The 16995-nt window shown below is 50.3% G+C and carries 23 protein-coding genes; 12 read left to right on the top strand and 11 right to left on the bottom strand.

Annotated features, from left to right (window positions below):
* The first annotated feature begins 1 nt into the window (after position 1).
* Positions 2-454 (top strand): putative iron-sulfur cluster-binding metallochaperone, encoded by a 453-nt coding sequence (locus QZJ86_RS19735; protein ID WP_301672234.1) that lies wholly within the window; start codon positions 2-4, stop codon positions 452-454.
* Between the two features lie 302 nt (positions 455-756).
* Entirely contained in the window at positions 757-1251 is a 495-nt protein-coding gene (locus QZJ86_RS19740; RefSeq protein ID WP_301672235.1) for a flagellar protein FlhE, read from the top strand.
* A gap of 53 nt (positions 1252-1304) precedes the next feature.
* Here the strand turns inward: QZJ86_RS19740 and QZJ86_RS19745 are convergent, their stop codons facing one another.
* The 4 genes from QZJ86_RS19745 to QZJ86_RS19760 all read right to left on the bottom strand — a co-directional run bounded on the left by QZJ86_RS19745 (position 1305) and on the right by QZJ86_RS19760 (position 4258).
* A complete protein-coding gene (locus tag QZJ86_RS19745) occupies positions 1305-1838 on the bottom strand; it encodes a hypothetical protein (protein WP_301672236.1) in 534 nt (177 codons plus the stop codon).
* A gap of 518 nt (positions 1839-2356) precedes the next feature.
* Positions 2357-2935 carry a hypothetical protein gene (locus QZJ86_RS19750; protein WP_301672237.1) on the bottom strand — a complete coding sequence of 193 codons (579 nt, stop codon included), beginning with the start codon at positions 2933-2935 and terminating at the stop codon, positions 2357-2359.
* A 30-nt stretch (positions 2936-2965) separates the two neighbouring features.
* Positions 2966-3577, bottom strand: coding sequence for a hypothetical protein (locus tag QZJ86_RS19755; RefSeq protein ID WP_301672238.1), 612 nt, complete (start codon positions 3575-3577; stop codon positions 2966-2968).
* 30 nt (positions 3578-3607) lie between these two features.
* Entirely contained in the window at positions 3608-4258 is a 651-nt protein-coding gene (locus QZJ86_RS19760) for a helix-turn-helix domain-containing protein (RefSeq protein WP_301672239.1), read from the bottom strand.
* 88 nt (positions 4259-4346) lie between these two features.
* On the opposite strand from QZJ86_RS19760, the gene QZJ86_RS19765 reads away from it, so the two are divergent.
* The 3 genes from QZJ86_RS19765 to istB all read left to right on the top strand — a co-directional run bounded on the left by QZJ86_RS19765 (position 4347) and on the right by istB (position 7189).
* Positions 4347-4631, top strand: a complete 285-nt coding sequence (locus tag QZJ86_RS19765) for a helix-turn-helix domain-containing protein (protein ID WP_301672240.1) — start codon at positions 4347-4349, stop codon at positions 4629-4631.
* A 273-nt stretch (positions 4632-4904) separates the two neighbouring features.
* A complete protein-coding gene (gene istA, locus QZJ86_RS19770; RefSeq protein ID WP_301672241.1) occupies positions 4905-6422 on the top strand; it encodes an IS21 family transposase in 1518 nt (505 codons plus the stop codon).
* 11 nt (positions 6423-6433) lie between these two features.
* Entirely contained in the window at positions 6434-7189 is a 756-nt protein-coding gene (gene istB, locus QZJ86_RS19775; protein WP_301672242.1) for an IS21-like element helper ATPase IstB, read from the top strand.
* 1029 nt (positions 7190-8218) lie between these two features.
* On the opposite strand, the gene QZJ86_RS19780 is transcribed toward istB, so the two are convergent.
* The 5 genes from QZJ86_RS19780 to QZJ86_RS19800 are packed head-to-tail and all read right to left on the bottom strand — an operon-like array spanning position 8219 to position 10140.
* Positions 8219-8596: a tyrosine-type recombinase/integrase gene (locus QZJ86_RS19780; RefSeq protein ID WP_301672243.1), complete on the bottom strand. Its 378-nt coding sequence runs from the start codon at positions 8594-8596 to the stop codon at positions 8219-8221.
* Between the two features lie 32 nt (positions 8597-8628).
* Positions 8629-9300, bottom strand: a complete 672-nt coding sequence (locus QZJ86_RS19785; protein ID WP_301672244.1) for an IS630 family transposase — start codon at positions 9298-9300, stop codon at positions 8629-8631.
* Complete coding sequence (locus QZJ86_RS19790; protein ID WP_301672245.1) at positions 9276-9644, bottom strand: helix-turn-helix domain-containing protein; 369 nt, start codon at positions 9642-9644, stop codon at positions 9276-9278. The genes QZJ86_RS19785 and QZJ86_RS19790 overlap by 25 nt, the downstream gene beginning before the upstream one ends.
* Positions 9645-9675: 31 nt before the next feature.
* Complete coding sequence (locus tag QZJ86_RS19795) at positions 9676-9936, bottom strand: site-specific integrase (RefSeq protein WP_301672246.1); 261 nt, start codon at positions 9934-9936, stop codon at positions 9676-9678.
* A gap of 36 nt (positions 9937-9972) precedes the next feature.
* Positions 9973-10140 (bottom strand): hypothetical protein, encoded by a 168-nt coding sequence (locus QZJ86_RS19800; RefSeq protein ID WP_301672247.1) that lies wholly within the window; start codon positions 10138-10140, stop codon positions 9973-9975.
* Positions 10141-10157: 17 nt separating this feature from the next.
* Here QZJ86_RS19800 and QZJ86_RS19805 point away from each other — a divergent pair, with 17 nt between their 5' ends.
* Genes QZJ86_RS19805 through QZJ86_RS19815 form a run of 3 tightly spaced genes read left to right on the top strand, consistent with a single transcriptional unit; the run spans position 10158 to position 11654 of the window.
* On the top strand, positions 10158-10802 hold the full coding sequence (locus QZJ86_RS19805) for a transglycosylase SLT domain-containing protein (RefSeq protein WP_301672248.1): 645 nt from the start codon (positions 10158-10160) through the stop codon (positions 10800-10802).
* 13 nt (positions 10803-10815) lie between these two features.
* On the top strand, positions 10816-11121 hold the full coding sequence (locus QZJ86_RS19810) for a flagellar transcriptional regulator FlhD (RefSeq protein WP_292573926.1): 306 nt from the start codon (positions 10816-10818) through the stop codon (positions 11119-11121).
* A complete protein-coding gene (locus QZJ86_RS19815; RefSeq protein ID WP_301672249.1) occupies positions 11118-11654 on the top strand; it encodes a FlhC family transcriptional regulator in 537 nt (178 codons plus the stop codon). Before QZJ86_RS19810 ends, QZJ86_RS19815 begins: the two co-directional genes overlap by 4 nt.
* Positions 11655-11770: 116 nt before the next feature.
* Here the strand turns inward: QZJ86_RS19815 and QZJ86_RS19820 are convergent, their stop codons facing one another.
* On the bottom strand, positions 11771-11989 hold the full coding sequence (locus tag QZJ86_RS19820) for a recombinase family protein (RefSeq protein ID WP_455429801.1): 219 nt from the start codon (positions 11987-11989) through the stop codon (positions 11771-11773).
* Positions 11990-12202: 213 nt separating this feature from the next.
* Between QZJ86_RS19820 and QZJ86_RS19825 the strand changes: the two genes are divergently transcribed.
* The 4 genes from QZJ86_RS19825 (at position 12203) to QZJ86_RS19840 (ending at position 13775) form a co-directional block, all read left to right on the top strand.
* Positions 12203-12475, top strand: coding sequence for an antitoxin (locus QZJ86_RS19825; RefSeq protein WP_256604569.1), 273 nt, complete (start codon positions 12203-12205; stop codon positions 12473-12475).
* 11 nt (positions 12476-12486) lie between these two features.
* Positions 12487-12876: a type II toxin-antitoxin system VapC family toxin gene (locus QZJ86_RS19830; RefSeq protein ID WP_301672250.1), complete on the top strand. Its 390-nt coding sequence runs from the start codon at positions 12487-12489 to the stop codon at positions 12874-12876.
* A 111-nt stretch (positions 12877-12987) separates the two neighbouring features.
* Positions 12988-13176, top strand: coding sequence for a hypothetical protein (locus tag QZJ86_RS19835; protein ID WP_301672251.1), 189 nt, complete (start codon positions 12988-12990; stop codon positions 13174-13176).
* The gene (locus QZJ86_RS19840) at positions 13176-13775 is read left to right on the top strand and encodes a hypothetical protein (RefSeq protein ID WP_301672252.1); all 600 of its coding nucleotides are present in this window, start codon (positions 13176-13178) and stop codon (positions 13773-13775) included. The genes QZJ86_RS19835 and QZJ86_RS19840 overlap by 1 nt, the downstream gene beginning before the upstream one ends.
* Positions 13776-13782: 7 nt before the next feature.
* On the opposite strand, the gene QZJ86_RS19845 is transcribed toward QZJ86_RS19840, so the two are convergent.
* Complete coding sequence (locus tag QZJ86_RS19845; RefSeq protein WP_301672253.1) at positions 13783-16980, bottom strand: conjugal transfer protein TraG N-terminal domain-containing protein; 3198 nt, start codon at positions 16978-16980, stop codon at positions 13783-13785.
* Between the last annotated feature and the right edge of the window lie 15 nt (positions 16981-16995).

The raw sequence follows: 16995 nt of genomic DNA on the forward strand, positions 1-16995 counted from the left end.
TATGTCTGATTGCTGCTGCCCCACCAATACATCCACCAAAACCAAACAGATTTGCCCTGAATGCGGCTGCACATGCAAAAGCGTCGGTATGGCTACGCTTTATCATCAAGTCCGGTTTCCAGAGAATCAGGCGCTCAGCAGTAACAGCTATTATTTTTGCCCGGCAAAAACTTGCTCAATTGCTTACTTCTCCAACGCAGGCAACACTATTCCCAAACAGCATTTACGAAGCTATCAGGCGATTCAAAACGACGCGCTTTGTTACTGTTTTGATATTGACGCCGAGCAGTATTTATCGGCGTTAAAAGCTCAGCGTGCGGAACCGATAAAGGATTTTGTCATGCAACGCACCAAAGCCGGAGAATGTGCCTGTGAAATCAGGAACCCGTCAGGCCAATGCTGTTTAGCGAATTTCAAGCGTTTAGAAAACGAGCACAATATAGCTGTCAAATGATCGCTATAAACCAGCCATTCGGAAAACTGAATTTTTGCATTTTTCATAGACCGCTTTAGGCCGGCTGCCGCCGATGGCCAGTGACATATTTCAGTTGCAAATAATGCTGGTTTGCAGTGGATAATTGCAGGTCGGCGCGAATGATTGCAGGTTCAGTTGCAAATAATGTCGGTTTGAACGCCCGTCATTTGCATTTAATCCTGGTCGAAAATTGCGCTGATTGCTGGTTTGCGGGATTTTGATTGCAAGCCGCTACAATTACCAAATCAATCAGCAGGAAAATTCTTCTCAGTATAAGCTTGATGGCACTGATGCAGTCTGCACTGGCTCAGACAGGGTCTGTGGCAGCCACTGTTCAGCTTATACCTGCATCAGAAATTATGTCAGCTCCAATGGGAACATCATCTGATCCTGTTGAAAGTTTAGGTATTGTCCCTCTTGCCAGCGGCGGCGCTTGGGCGAATAGCGCTGGAGGTCCGACGTTATATAGCAAAGGAATTTATTACTATCTTCAACTGAACCCAGTTGGTAGTATTCCTGCTACAGCTACCATTACGTCCGTTGTTTGGTCGTGGGGACTATCCCGTTATCCGACTGGCTTGATAGTCTACCTGTGCCACGATACAACAAGTGCATGTATAAATGTAACTAGTACTGGAAGTGGCTCCACTTCAAGCTTCAATGGGCTTCTTGCGAATAAGAAAATGATTTATGCGTTCGGTGTTGCTGGTTCTGGCTCTGTATCTCCGCCTGCTTATGGCCAAGTCGATCAGGTCATTGTGAATTACCAATATTAAGCAAAATATGACCGCCTCTATATTTTTAAATATTTAGGCGGTCTTTGGAGCCATCATGCCGATTTTAAATATTTGCTATATTTATCAAGGCCAGTTTTTGCTTGGTAATCTTCCGGTAGATTTTTGTTAAACTGCATAATCTTGTTAAAGATATCTGAGTCACTAGCCCCACTGCCCTTCATCTCGGTATAAATCTGAATTCGCTGGTCTCTAATTTTATCCGCTTCATTTTCAAAGCTCTTGACTTGCTGAGTATATGCGGACATAGCCGATGCGTCGCTTAGGCTAGGCAAATCATTCAAATCTACAAGCTCAAAGTCTCTAGAGTACGTATATACGTTAGCCATCTCCTTTGCGAACTCAGGATCGCTATTTACTCGATCAAAGATGAGCTTCACGCCATCTGATGTTGTGGCTTTTGAGTCGTTTAATGCCTTATACGCGGAACTACTTATTTGCACGCTATCACCGCCACTAGCGGCATTCCCAGTGGTGATATTGTTGGCTGAGTTAGATGGATAAGTGCTAGTACTGGCCGTAGGCGCTCGAGTTGAATATATATTTGACGCTGTGTTAATAAACATCATCTATCTCCTTTTAAACTTGAAATTCAAACATTCAGGATCAGTTTTTAAATTGACAGCATGATTTATGCCAATGAATTTTGACGACTTTATGGCGTTCTGATGGCTTTTTCGGCATCGGCTTGCCGCTATTCAAAGCTAGCATCAACAATAAGCGGCAACGTTTTACCGCTTCCCAGCTTCATATGTTTTGACGCCACTTCGTATTGCTTTTAACGACTAATTTCTCAAGATTCTCATACGCAAGTTGGTTCAACTAGTGTGCAATACGTAACGCAGAAGCCACGCAACTCACACGACCTTGGGTGTGCAAGTAGAAGGTTCTTTAGCAGGTTTTTCGGTTCAGCTCCCCTTAGAAACAGGCTTAACTGCAAATTCCGTCCGAATCCCTATTGCCAAACAAATCTATTTATCTCGTAATGACCCGATGAAATCACCGAGAAAACAACTTTGTTCAGCCCTGAGTTTTACTCCGTCAGTTTTTGTTTATGGCTCGTTGGTTTCGGGGCTACATACGGGTGTCAACTTATCGGGTGATTTTTGGCAGCTAATGCGCCTGCCCGTTTCAGCACGTACCATGGCTCCAGATAGAGCTTGCCTAGCGGCCAGGCCATCATCATCCAATATCCGCAAATGAATAGGTATCCTGCCATTTGTTTCCAGGCGGGAACGATGGCGGTGGGGTAAGTAATTTGAAACAGCATGGAGGAGCAGACCAGGCTAACTAAGACCAATTGCAGCCATCCTGCCATGAATATCAGTTGACTGGGCGCTAGCTTGGCTTCCTGGGCGGTGATTTTTAACAAGCCTGAGTAGCGCAGCCAGCGGATTTGCTGATCCGTGAAATCGTACTGCCGGCGAATGGCGATGACCTGTTTCCGAATGATAGTCGGTGGCGCAAACCCGAAACGGCACTTGAATAGCTTAGGGTTATCCAGTGATCTCCGGTCAAGTTCCGCCGTTGGTGTCCACGCTAACAGCAATTTGAGGGAGCTTGCCACTAAATACTCGTAGTAGTCGCGGCTGGCGTTGCGTTGAATGCCGCCGAAATTGAGTTGAGTACTGTTGTGGTTGTGGTTTTGATTCTGTTGTTTGTTCATTGCTTCATCATCTCCTGGGGTATTAGGATTTTATTCTTTGTAGCGGTCTTGGCCGGCGGCGTTCAGAATGCGCCGACGGAATGCCAACGGGACGCCGGCCTGTTTGGCGATGTACCAGGACGCGATATAGAGCTTGTTGAGCATCCAGGCCATGATCAGCCAGAATCCGCCGAGCAGCACCAGGGCTTGTAGCTGTTTCGGCGTAGGCGGAAGCGAATATCCCACGAGGTACAACATCACCATGCTGTAGAGGCTGAGTATCCAGACCTGCGCCCAGCCGGCTGCCAACGCCAACCGACTGGGCGCCAGTTTGGCTTCTTTGTGGGTGATTTTTAACGTGCCCGATACACGGAATCCACGGATTTGTTTGTCGGTAAAGTCGTAGCGATTCTGGATCGCCAGAATCTGCCGCCGAATCGTTCGGGACGTTTCGAAACCAAACCGGTATTCGAACATTCTTGAGTTATCCAACGCTATCCGATCAAGCAGGGCTTTTGGGGCGCACAGAAGCAGGGTTTTAATCGAACCTAGGGTAATGTTTTCGTAGTAATCGCGGCCCGAATTGCGCTGAATGCCGTCGATGTTGATGTGAGCGCGGGTGTGGTTGTTTGGGTGGGTGTTTTGGTCTTGTTCCTTGTTCATTGCTTTACAATCTCCTTTGGTTTAAAGAATTTATTTTTCGTTGTAGTCGCGGCCGGCGTTACGTTGCGAACCGCCAAAATTGATCTGGACTGTAGAATTGGCCGTATCGGCAAAGGCGGCTCGTTTGTCGTGCGGTTTTTGTGCTTCAAAGTGGGCTTGGGCGGCGGCGAGCAGGTTGCGCCGACGGAATGTAGGATCGTGGTACCAAAGATGGCTGTTGTAGAGTTCTGCCGCTAAATTGAGGTCGCTGAGGGGCGCGATGCGTTCCAGAAAATCATTTAAAGCAGGATCGGCCAGGGCCTCTTGTAACTGGCCGGCTTGACAAAGCAGTAGCAGCGCTTTGGCGGTTGGGTCGGCATCCACAACGGCCGAACGGGCGACGGCGATATAAAGCTCAATGTTCCTCAGTAAATCCAGATCAATATCGTTACGCCCAAACATCGTGCCTTCGCCGGTGAGCAGCCAATCGATCGATGCGCCGAATTCGGTGCGGATGGCATAGAAAAATTCGGTACCCGGCTTCTTGAGTCCACGGACTACATCACTCAGAAAGCCGGTGGATATGCCAATACGGCGGGCAAATTCAGCTTGACTGGGCGTGGATTGAGCAATGAGCTGAGTCAGTCGGTTAGCGAAACCCTCCAGACCCAAGTTAGCTTTTTGAGGCGGGTTATGTTGCATAATCATCATTTATGGAGTTATATTGAAACTCTATTGAGTTACAATAATTGTTGTTTAATTAACGATAGATTACTCGCAGCCCGAAACGATGTCACCTTTAGCCACGATGGACGCCATTGAAATCATTTACCGTTTGCAACGCCTGGGCAAAAGCCAAGCGCAAATTGCTCGCGAATTAGGCGTATCAGGTGGCGTGGTGAATAACGTGATTCATGACCGGATTACGGCCTACGAGATTGCCCGCTATATCGCAGGTCTGTTGGAATGTCGGATCGAGGAGATTTGGCCTGAACGTTACAGTTTCAAACCGAGAGGTCCGTCATCGCATCGCACCAAAATCAAAGCCGAATCGACAACAGGAGAAAAAACATGACTTAAAACTTGCTGACCGTACACAAGGCCAGGAATAGCAAAGCCCCTGGAGTTAGCGCTCCAGAGGCTTCGCGGAACTGCATTTGAAGTGTGCCTTCGATGTCAATTCTGCGATTCCCTTGCCCGTCTGTCAAGTACGGGCGGCCTACCTATATGTCTTTTTTATCGCCGCTACTTGTGCTGTGAGGCTGCAACGTGCCGGTATCTAACCCCACTGGAGAAAAACGTTGGTTAGTGCCAACGAGGTCGAATGATGGCCAACAGGAGAATTGCCATGAGAAAAATCCGCCAGGTGTTACGCCTGCATTATGAATCGAAACTCAGCCGCCGGCAGATTGCTGGAAGTCTTGGATTGTCCAGAGACGCCGTCGCCGATTATTTGACCCGCGCGGCAGCGGCCCGTATCGGCTGGCCGATTGCCGAGGGCGTTGACGACGCCGAATTGGAGCAACGCTTATTTCCAGCCGCAACGGTCGCCAAAACCGGACGTAAGCCGGAACCAGACTGGGCGGAGATTCATCAACAATTGAAACGCAAAGACGCCACCTTGATGGTGTTGCATGTGGAATATCTGACCGAATACCCCGGTGGTCTGGGATACAGCATGTTTTGCCTGCGCCATCAGGAATTCGTGGCGTCGTTGAAACGTTCCATGCGGCAAATCCATATCGCTGGCGAGAAGGTATTCGTGGATTACGCGGGCCCGACTTTGCCGCTGGCAGACCGGGTTAGTGGTTTTATTCGCCACGTGCAAATTTTTGTCGGCGTGCTGGGCGCCTCCTGTTATACCTATGCCGAGGGGCATTTGTCGCAGAGCTTGCCGAATTGGATTGCCGCCCATGTGCGGATGTTCGAGTTTTTCGGTTCGGTACCGGCCGCGGTGGTGTGCGATAACCTCAAGTCGGCCGTCAATAAGGCCAGCCGGCGGGAACCGGTTGTCAATGCCACCTATCAAAATCTGGCCGATCATTATGGCACCGTGATTTCGCCGGCACGTCCCTACAAGCCCAAGGATAAAGCTAAAGCCGAAAACGGTGTGCTGATCGTGGAACGCTGGATTCTGTTTCGGCTGCGCAAACGGGTGTTTCATAGTCTGGCCGAGATGAATCAGGCCATCGCCGAATTGTTGGTGGATTTGAATAACCGCCCCTTTCAAAAACTGCCCGGTTGCCGGCGGGTAGCGTTTGAAAACCTCGATCGGCCAGCTATGAATTCGTTACCGGCCTCGCCTTATCATTACGCGGAATTTCATAAAGCCCGAGTCGGCCTTGATTACCACGTCGAATTTGACGGCTGTTATTACAGCGTACCGTATCAATACAAAAAACAGGAAATCGAGTTGCGGATTACTGCGTCGACCCTGGAGGTGCTATCTCGAGGACGACGGGTGGCCAGCCATGCCCGACAGTTTGGCGTTGCCAAAGTTACCGTTCCGGAGCACATGGAAGCCTCGCACCGGCATTACGGTTTGTGGCAACCCGACCAAGCATTGGCTTGGGCCGAGCAAATGGGCCACCACGTCCACCAGTTTATGGCACAACTTCTGATCGACACAAAAACCCACGAACAGGGCTATCGCATGCACAACACCTTAAAAGGGCTGGCAAAAGACTATGGCGAGGACCGGCTCAACCCTGCTTGCCAGCGAGCGATTGAAATCGGCGCCACATCTGTCAATAACGTGCGATCCATTCTGCGCAATCAATTGGATCGGGTGCTATCGACCGAAGAAGAACGCCAGGAAGCTAATTTCGAGCATGACAATGTTCGCGGCCCACATCACTATCATTGAGGACCAGGAAAATGTTAAGTCAGGAAACATTACGCAAATTGCATGAAATGAAATTATCCGGTCTTGCCAAGGGTTTCGAGGATCAATTGATAAATCCGTCTGCTCATCACTTATCGTTTGAGGAGCGTTTCGGCCTGTTGATCGACCAGGAAATGACCTTCCGGGAGAATCGTCGTTTGCAACGCTTATTGAAAGCGGCCAAATTCCGGGAAAACGGCAGCCTCGAAGACATCGATTATCTGCCGGAACGCGGGTTGGAGCGTAGTGCAATGGCCTCGCTTGCGCAATGCCAGTGGATTCGCCAAGGCACTAACCTGTTGATGACCGGCCCAACCGGAACCGGCAAAACCTGGTTGGGCTGCGCCTTGGGCAATCGAGCTTGCCGACTGGGGTTGACTGTAATATTCCATCGATTGCCATTGCTATTGGAAGACCTGGCTATCGCCCACGGCGATGGCAGTTTTCGCAAACGGCTGAATCAACTGGCCAAGGCGGATTTGCTGATTCTGGATGACTTTGGCATTGCTGCGATGAACGCCATCGGCCGCAGTGATTTATTGGAAGTCATCGAGCAGCGGACCGGCAACCGGTCGACGCTGGTTACCAGTCAGCTGCCGGTGGATCGTTGGCATGATTACTTGAGCGGAGGTAACTCGACTTTGGCCGACGCCATTCTTGATCGATTGGTCAGCGGTGCCCACCGCATCGAACTCAAGGGCGGCTCGATGCGAAAGCGGCGTTGGCAAAACACGGAGGTGAAAGAATAATCCTGCCGGATTCAGGCATAAAACAGAACCCGCCCAATGGCGGGTTTTTATCGGAACGGGTGGCGGTTTTGTGATCGGAATGGCTGGCCGACATTCAGTCGGAACAGGTGGCTGTTTTCAATCGGAATGGGTGGCTGGTTTGGGGTGGAATATGCACTCGATGTAGCGGAGCAGGAGCTCGCCATGTTATCTGGCGTACTCAAGCTTGCGCGAGGCGCACATGAACACCTCCGAAGCGGGGCTGTCTATTGGCAACACGAGACTGGGGGAAGAGACGTATTCGTTCACATTCGTGAGGGACTTCACCTACGAGTTGAAGGTGGAGAAGTCACGGTAACCACGTCGGATAGTCAAGGCAACGTCGTTATAAAACCTAATCCTCCGCCAAGAACACGTCTGCTCGCCCAACTCGCCTCTTCTGACGCTGCGGTTGCAAAGGTACTGCGACTATGTGTGGACAAGGACTCAGAATCCTGGGTTGGGCTATATAGAATCTATGAGGTTGTGGAGGCTGACCTTGGAGGTCAAAACGCATTCGCAAGCCATGGCTGGGGATCAATCAATGATCTCAAACGTTTCAAGCACTCAGCGAACTCAGTCACAGTTGCCGGGGACGCAGCTCGTCACGGGAAGGAAAGCGAACAGCCACCAAGGCACCCGATGTCGCTTGATGAGGCTGCGGCCTTAGTCGGCTACTTACTACAGGCTTGGCTTGCATTGAAGGAAGAATCCAGCGTGATCTAACTGGTAGCCCACGCAGACGTCTAACTGCTCAATGCCCCCGGTTAAACCGGGTGTTAAACGACAGCTAAATTGGCCGGGTAGAGCCGAAGACGATGCAAGATTACTCGCCAAAAAGCTGCCATTTAGCGGCTTCACTGGATTTCCAACTCATTGTATTTAGACAGTTACCCCGTCCGCTAGACATAAAACGCATTGGTGCAACGCGACCGACAAAATAGGTTGGAATTAGGCCACCCAAAATCGGTAGCAGTCAAAAATACACGACTGCTACCTCATCAAAAAGCGCTAAATTTCAGTCTGCTCTGAAATTTCTAGTGCGTCATCAACCTCTATTCCAAGATAACGAACAGTACTTTCAAGCTTGGTATGACCCAACAATAGTTGGACAGCCCGCAAGTTTTTTGTCCGACGGTAAATCAAGGTTGCCTTTGTCCGGCGCATCGTATGGGTTCCGTATGCTGCTGGATCAAGACCGATCGATGTCACCCAGTGCTCAACAATGCGAGCATATTGCCGGGTTGAAATGTGTGGTGATTCATGAATTCGACTAGGGAAAAGATATTCATCGGATTTCAATTGAGCCTGGCTAATCCAGTTTGCTAATGAGTCTCTGGTTTGTTCGGTTATCTCAAATTGAACAGGTCTATGTGTTTTCTGCTGCATTATTAATCGTCTCAAAAGTTCTCGCGCAGCACTTACCCAAAATCCTTGGCATAGGCAGTATCCGTTAACCGGAAAAAGCTTTTGACCAGATCGATTTTTTGTTGAATGGCTTGCATTGTCGCGAAGATGACGGCTTCCATTTCTTGTTTGTTTCTAATGCTTCGTTTGCCTGCTTGAGCCTTGGCATGGTTCCAGACTTGTTCATCAGGATTCAACTCAGGCGAATAGGGCGGCAGAAAGGCCATCATGATTTGACCCGCCTGTGTCTCCAAAAAGGCGCTGACTTTTTTGCTGTGGTGATATTTTGCGTTGTCGGCAATGATAAATACCGGGCAACCCGCGTCGTGACGTAGTTTCTGCAGGAAGGCAATGAAGGTGTCGGCGTTCATGGTGCCCTCAATGACGTCAAAATGGAGGTCGCCGCGAGCAGAAACAGCACTGATTAGCTTGAAGCCAAATCGCCCACCACTATCCCTGACAACCGGTGTTTCACCGATCTTGCCCCAGGTCGTACCTCGATGGGCATCGCTGCGAAAACTCGCTTCATCGACGAAATAAAGGCGTGCTCCATATCTTTTCGCTTCCGACACAGCTTCAGGGTAGGTTTTAGTAAGGTAAGCCCTCACTTTATCGGGGTCTTGCTTGTAAGCTTTGTACAGCGGACGTTGAGGGCTTAGGCCTAAGTGCCCCAGCAGAGGCGGCAAACCCCACTTTTCGACAGCCGTAGCCCCCGTTCTGTCTCCAGCAGCGCACGGATCGTGTTGGCTGTCCACAAGCAAAATGGCAACTTGTAATTTAAGGGGTTGCCCATGGTCACCGCGTCATAAAGCCATTTCAGGTCATCCGCTGTGACTTTCTTGGGGCGACCCTGCCGACTTTTTTCGGCCAATGCCGACCAGCCGCCCTGACGGTAGCGGGCCAACCACTCAAATACCGTTCGTTTCGGGATATTGAAGACACGCGCCACAAGTGTGATGGGCTCTTTCCGCACGACTACGGCTTCGACGACTTCTTTGCGCTTTTGGCTTCGTTTTTCTGCTCTCTCCATGCCGCCATTTTAACATGCTGCATGCGAGAACTTATGGGACGGTTAATATGATTGAGCGAGATGATACTCGACCTGCCTGGGCAATATCGCAGACCTTGAGCTTGACCAAATCGCAGCCTCGTAATTTGCTATCAATGGCCAGGTTGAACAACGCAAGCTCGCGCGTGTTTTTGTCCATCTGTAAACGAATACGTATGGCCCAAATTTCCTTCAATTTCAGAGGCGATTTCTGACCAATCAACTTGCCCTTGTTCCAGGGCGTATGCCGATGGCTTGGGTTTTCTTGATTCATGACGAACTCCTAATGTTTGTTTAAGGAGATTTATTGTCATGCTATTGCTTTGATCACATGGAAATCGACAAAGGGTGCCAATGCTATATCTATTGCTGATGCCCAAAGTACATTTTGTCCATATTCCACGAATATCGACCCTAAGGGTGATTTTTCAAACCAGTTTTCTTCAGCAGCAGGTTTTACACTTTCATTGATGTTCATTTAATCGAGAGTGTGCCATGTTGAGTCAACTCAAATCCTTACCCGTACAAAGTCGGCGCAGACCATTACCACTTATACCCAGTCATATCGCTTTATTACTAGGCTTGATGTCTAGTGTTTACACCGAGTTAATTTGGGCGGCCGAAAACCAGATGCATGTCCGATCGGCCACCGTCCTTTCTGCCAAACCTTCACTGAAAAACACGGTATGGGGGCAAGTCGCTGCACGGCATCAACTGGATCCCTATGTCTTGTATGCAGTAGCGCTGATCGAGTCGAGAAATCATCACCAAAATAACCAAGTGACGCCTTGGCCTTGGGCGCTCAATCATGCCGGCAAAACGATCATGACAACAAGCAAACAAGATGCTGTCATCCAGCTTAAGCAGTTGCTCGCTGACGGTAACCGTAATGTGGACGTCGGCATGATGCAAGTCAATCTGCGTTGGCATGGTCATCGAGTGGACAAACCCGAACAGTTGCTCGATCCAATCACCAACCTCGAGATAGGCGCAGGGTTGCTTGCCAAAGCGATTCAATCGGCGCCGGATAACCCCGCCTTGGGTATCGGGCGTTATTACCACTGGAAAGACATTCCTGCCGCTATCGAGTATGGCAAAAAAGTCATTACCGTAGCTGAGCTTATCAGATCGGTCATTTAGGCACGTCATCTCAATGGACGATAATCTGTATAACCTTAACCTGGATTACTTGCTGGTGGCCAAAGAGATGATCGCAACCGGCGATGCGCATAAAGCCCAGTTTTATCTTGGTTTGCCGGCAGAAGCCATTGAAATACTTCGCAACATGACAACCAAGCAGATGAAAGCATTGGCTGGAAGCGACTATCTAAAATTTTGCCCTCGCTTCAATCCCAGTCACTGGCGAGAATTTATGGAAACACAAACATTTGCTTCAGAGTCTCCAGAACACCGGGCCAAAGAGTTACTAATGATACTTGCCCAGGATGGATCATCGTGAGGCAATCGCACACTTACCAAATGCAGTGGTATGAGCATTGGTTGTTATATGAATTGCTAAAGCGAAAATTGCGCACATCGATCGTCAAAAAAGTCATTACATGCCTGCGCGACAAGGATTTACAGCATATTTTTTATAAGCTGCACCGAGAAAGGCCTCTGCCAGGGAAAATCCCTAGCCTCGAGATGATCACGCAGGCCCGCGAAACTTATTTATACATGGCATTATTTGTGTCCATTTATCGTTGTGCTAGTCTGCGTAACGTGAAAACCGGCATAGACATTAATGCTGTGATGTTTGCCTGGGATTATTTTTGCAAAGCCTTTCCAGGTCATATCCGTGAACGACGACCTTTCGGTAAAATCAGGCCGGCCAATTTCACCGAGGCTTGGGTGATTGCTGAGGCTTTTCAAGCTGGCATGGTGAAATTGCGCTACTGCAGTCGGTGTCATCATGATTTCCTGATCATCTATGACAGCAATTTTAAGCCCGTCTGCCAAATGTGCGCCATGAAAAACAAATCAAGTACATGACGAACATTTGCGTGATGGGATTAACCGTAAGGTTGTTTCCGTACCCGCTTTTAAGACCTTGGCTTCCTTGTAGTTGCAGGCTGACTGCCATTTTCAGAAGTCGACCACACGAAATATCATGAGTCTGCTGCGCTGGCCGATTGCAATGCTGCGCATAAATCCGTCTTGCTAATTTTCAGGCGTGCAGCGGCGGCGGCAAGGCAGGGGTGTTCGGCTTTAGCCCCGGAAACCGTATCTTCGAAAATCTGCTTACAGCCCACCTTGCTTAGCGCGTCAGTTTGCAAGGCAGTATCCAGTTCAGTCGTTGATACCCTGGCGTAACCGATCAATGCCATTATTATCCTTTTATTCGTTAATTCGTCCGCCTGTCATAATGTCCGTAATCGCATAAATCAAGCTTATTAACGGACATTGTCCGGCATGGCCGCCTAATGATCGTTTTACGGACAAGTGTACCGCTAATAGTTGTGCAGTGAAGTGCAGACCGGCCGATTGACATGGTGCAGTCAGGCATATACAGTGTGGCATATACATTGGAGAACAACGCCATGCCTACCCTATCGACCCCGTCCAGGCCCAAGGAGGCCAAGCTGTTTCGCAACAACCGCAGTCAGGCGGTTCGGATTCCTGTGGAGTTCGAGTTACCGGGGGATCGCGTGATGATCCATCGCGAAGGCAATAAACTTATCATCGAGCCAGTGACCCGGCCAACAAACATCGTCGAACTGCTGGCCGAGTGGAAGAAGGAGGCGCCGCTAGGGCCAGAAGATCAGTTCCCTGCTGTCGAGGATATGCCCGCCCAGCCGGAGGACATATTTTGAGTGGATATCTGTTGGACACGAACATCATCAGCGACGTGATCCGCAGACCGGATGGGCCTGCCGCACGTCGCATTGAGCAGGTCGGACCCAAAGAGATTGTCACCAGCATCATCGTCGCCGCCGAACTACGCTATGGCTGCGCAAAGAAGGGCTCATCCAAGCTGCTCACCAGGGTAGAAGGCATCCTTGAAACAATCCCGGTGTTGCCGCTGGATATTCCGGCTGACACCGAATATGGCGGCATCCGCACTGAACTGGAAGCCGCTGGCCAGCCTATCGGCATGAACGATCTGCTGATCGCCGCACACGCCTATGCGCTCGGCCTTACGCTAGTGACGGACAACACGCGCGAATTCAGCCGCATCCGCGGCCTCAACGTAGAGAACTGGCTGGAAAGATAGCTAGCCCATCTTGTTTGGATCCCTTGACAGGCAACGACACCCTTAACAGTCGTGCAGGCGAGTTCTGTGGAATTCCGACATCTCAGGGCTGTCGTGCATAGGATTGCTGACATGCCACATTTAGAAGTTCGCTGCACATTGGATGGCCGGCCCAATGAACAGGCGCAGTTGTCTTCTGAAAATGGCACTGCCGGCATTTACAGGAGGAACATGATTACCAAAGCCGAAACGAGCTCGGGCTTGGCAACTCAGGTTGGCCGCATTAAAATTAAGCCACTGCGAAAAACAGGAGATCATTAATGTCTTCGTTATCATCACATCGCTTTCGATTGTCGTCCAACAAGCACCCAATTAACTCCGTGAAGTCGGTATTGGCCGACCATCATGCCACGGTCAATTGCCTCGAATGTAACCGAATCATGGTGCCCAGAGTGGTGACGTATTATGGCCAACCACTTCGATCGGTCTGTCCATTTTGCGGCGCTACCTTTGCGAAGTTTCCGAGTGGGTTACAACGATTTTTTGAACACTTTCAGCCAAAAGCTCCGTCTCTTGATGCCTTTAAAAGCTTAGTAATGCTGACATTATGCTTTGGGCTAATTTGGCTAATCAGTGACTGGGTAAAGGTGCCGGAAGAATTCAGTTTTGTTGGGACTATCGGGACTCTGATATTAGCCATTATTGCTGCGGCTGAGCTAACTGTTCAGTTTGTTGAGTTTATAGCGGCCAAACTATCTCACGAAAGTAACTACTATTGGGCTGGATTAGTTTTGACATCCTTAGTGTTATCAAACGAAAACTCAAATCTAATCAATTACTTGATTCTTTTTTTAGGGATCATGATTTTGCGCTGGTTCGTCGTAGGTTTTTTGCAAATTCTTCGAACAAAAGGCCAGTAGTCAACACTCAATAATTAATTCGTCCACGTGCACGATTAAGGTTACCGATTTGATCGATTAAATCAGGTCTATTTTGACCAGCGGCTTGTCTTAGTAATTTCGCTATATTAGCTCCATCGGAAGGGGCTTCTTCATCCATTAAGCGTTGTCTTGCAGCCCCCATACTGCCGTTATCGTCACCACCAACGGCAATTCCGGCAAAGGCTTCGAACATAGCTGCTTTATAGTAAGCCTGTTGGTTTGGGGTCAACTTATCTGTCACTTCATTTACCCTTTGATCAGCCCAAACTTGCGACACTTCGGTAAAGCCAGGGTAGGATTGTGATGCTGCAGTTTTAACGGCATCCCATATGTTTTCGCCATTTTCATGTGCTGCACGCGCATGAGCAACGAATTGATTTATATGCTCTTTACCTACCATACCTACTGCTTCTAATGTCTTAGCGGTATTGTATAAGCTGCCTCCTAGAAAATTATAGGAAGCCTCCGCCGCCGAAGGCGTGTCATTGGCCGCAGCCGCAATGGATTGCCTAAAGTGCTCGGCTTTGACACTTGCCAATTGCCCAAAGCCTTCTCTTGAGTTTTGTTCACGTTCAGCTAGGTTACGATCGTGTTGTGCTTCAACACGAGCTTCGCCACCGGCAATTTTCCCTATCGCTGAACGTATCTGTCCATGTGCGCGCTGATTTAGCGATTTGGTTTCAGCGCGCGGGTCTTTGAGATTGCCCTGTTCGACTGATGCCTGAACCCTGCCAGCTTGCGGAGCGCTGGCTTTCAGCGATTCATTCCGGCTGGCATTCCAGCTTTGATCGGCTTGCGGCGCATTAAACACATCGCCCAACAGTTGATAACCCGATATTTGTGCCTGGTGCGATTGTTGATCATCTAGGGTGCGGTAACTGGGTGACGAAAAACCGGTCAATAACGACATGCCGGCAGCGGCATAGGCTTGATCGGCATCGCTGATCCAACCCGCCGCTTTCCATTGCGATGCCAGCCGTTGCGTATCGCCCCGCAAGCCGTATTGATCCAGCGTCCGATCCAGGCGTTCCATCAGGCCGGGGTCATGGGCGATTTTGTTACCTGTTTCTGCCGCACCGAAACTGGCTTGTGTCCCGAAGCGTTGTTGGGCCGATAGGGTTTGTTGATAGGATTCGCTGGCGGATACCGCATCGGTTGCGCTGTGCTGCAACGAGGACAGCGATTGATTTTGCAGTCCCATTGAGGCGACGTTTCGGGTGCCGGTTTGCGCATCCATTGCCAGGCTTTTCGCCAACCCCGCTTGATAGCCCTGACTGTCGTTGACGGTTTGATTGATGTCGGCGGCAATGGCATCGGATTTGTCCTGACCCACTTTAAAGTCATTCTGGAGCCGCCCCGAAATCGCCGCACTCAATTTATCGTTTGAGGTCTTGCCGCCGGCATTTGCACTACCGGCCACTAGTGCCGAAAAGTGATCCGCGGAAATACCGGTATCGGCATGTTTTTTGGCAAAGGCTTCACCGAACTGACGATTATAGGCGTCGGTATAACTGGAACTGCTGGCAATTTGATTGCCCAGCGACCGGCTGTCAAAGGCATCGCTGCTGATGTTGGCCGACTTCGAAGCAGTTGACGACACGCTGTGCATGAAACTATTGGTCGCCTGTTCCGAAGCGCTATAAGCCGACGATAGTGCGGCACTCATGTCCTTGCCGGCCGTGAACGTCGGCAGCACCTTATCGACTCCCGTTTGCGTGACCGCCGACAACGGACTGTATTGGTGTTGCGCTTGCGCATTCAAGACCGGCGCCGGACTGATCACATCGGGCGTGGCAATTTTTTCATTCACGTAATCGCCGCCGTCCATCCGTCCCAGGAAATGCGTGGCGGTCACTGCACCGCGGTAGATCAGCATCAAGGTAATGGCCGGCGTCGAGGCCGCCAGCATGCCGCCGATCGACAGCCATTGCTGCAACTCCATGTCCAGCTGGTAAATGCCCATCATAGACGGCATGTTGAAGGTGGCTGTGGTCAGCGCCGCCATTTTGCCGGCGGCCGACATCTGGATGAACAGATTGATCACCGCCAGTATCGGCATCCACAATTGGATCCACAGCAGCATCGAGAAATAGCCGATGTTCATCCGGATACCGACATTGCCCAGCATCACCACAAAGGCCATGATCGGGGCGATGGCATAACTCAAGCCTTCGATGAAGGCCATCATCGGCCGGACGATCTTGGCAAACAGCGTCTGTTCGGCCGCCCATTGGGTATTGCGTTGCTGAATGGCTTGCTCAACCATCGCCGCTTTGTTCCAATGCAAGCCGTCTTCATGCCGACCGATCACGCCTTTCTCGAACATTGGCATGATGGCCGACATCAACATGTAATCGGCGGCATCGACCACACCAGGTCCTGCCAGCGCATCGAAGGCGTCCTGAATTTTCGGCACCGTGTCGGCTGCCGCCGGCACACCCAGGGTAGGCTGCAGTAAACCTTCCAGCGCCGTCGCGAAATTACCGGTGGCCACCACGCTCAAATCAGCCCAGGCATCCGTGCAGGTTTTGGTTTGGGGTTGGCCGCCGACATAGATTTGGGTCATGTAAATGTCGGAATCGAAACGGATGGCATTCAACGGATCGGCATCGCGCAAAATGGCGTCCACCGATTTCTGATTCAGATCGACACCGGTCAAGGTACATTCGCGCACGTAATTGGCAAACGAGGTTTCCATGTCGCTACCGGCGTTCGGCACATTGGCTGCGCCCAAATTGATTCTGGACAACAAATTTTTCCGCACCGCCGTTAGGGTCTGCAAACTGTCGGCAAAGCCATTGCCGGTCATCGACGGCGTACCAAAGCCTTGTTCGAACAGCCGTGTAGTGCGATAACCTATGTTCGACATCACGCTACCCACCACGGCTGGCCCCAACGGCACATTGTCGACTACCGCCACGCTACCGGTATAGGCATCCTCGATCGACACCCGCACCGATGGGGCATACAGCATCAACCACAGAACATAGGCCAACAATAAATCCTGATAACGAATGCCGCGACCATCCCATTGCAACAAGGCCCGCAGCATGACGATGATGACACCGATCAAACCGCCGACGGCCGCCGCGGTACGGTAATCGCCGGTACCTGAAATCATCGCGATGGCATTGAGGACGGCTTGCAAATAGGCGGAATCGCCCACGGAAAAGATTTCAAACATAGGAGATGGCCTTCA

Origin of the sequence: Methylomonas montana (assembly GCF_030490285.1) — a bacterium.
In the GTDB taxonomy this organism is placed as follows: domain Bacteria; phylum Pseudomonadota; class Gammaproteobacteria; order Methylococcales; family Methylomonadaceae; genus Methylomonas; species Methylomonas montana.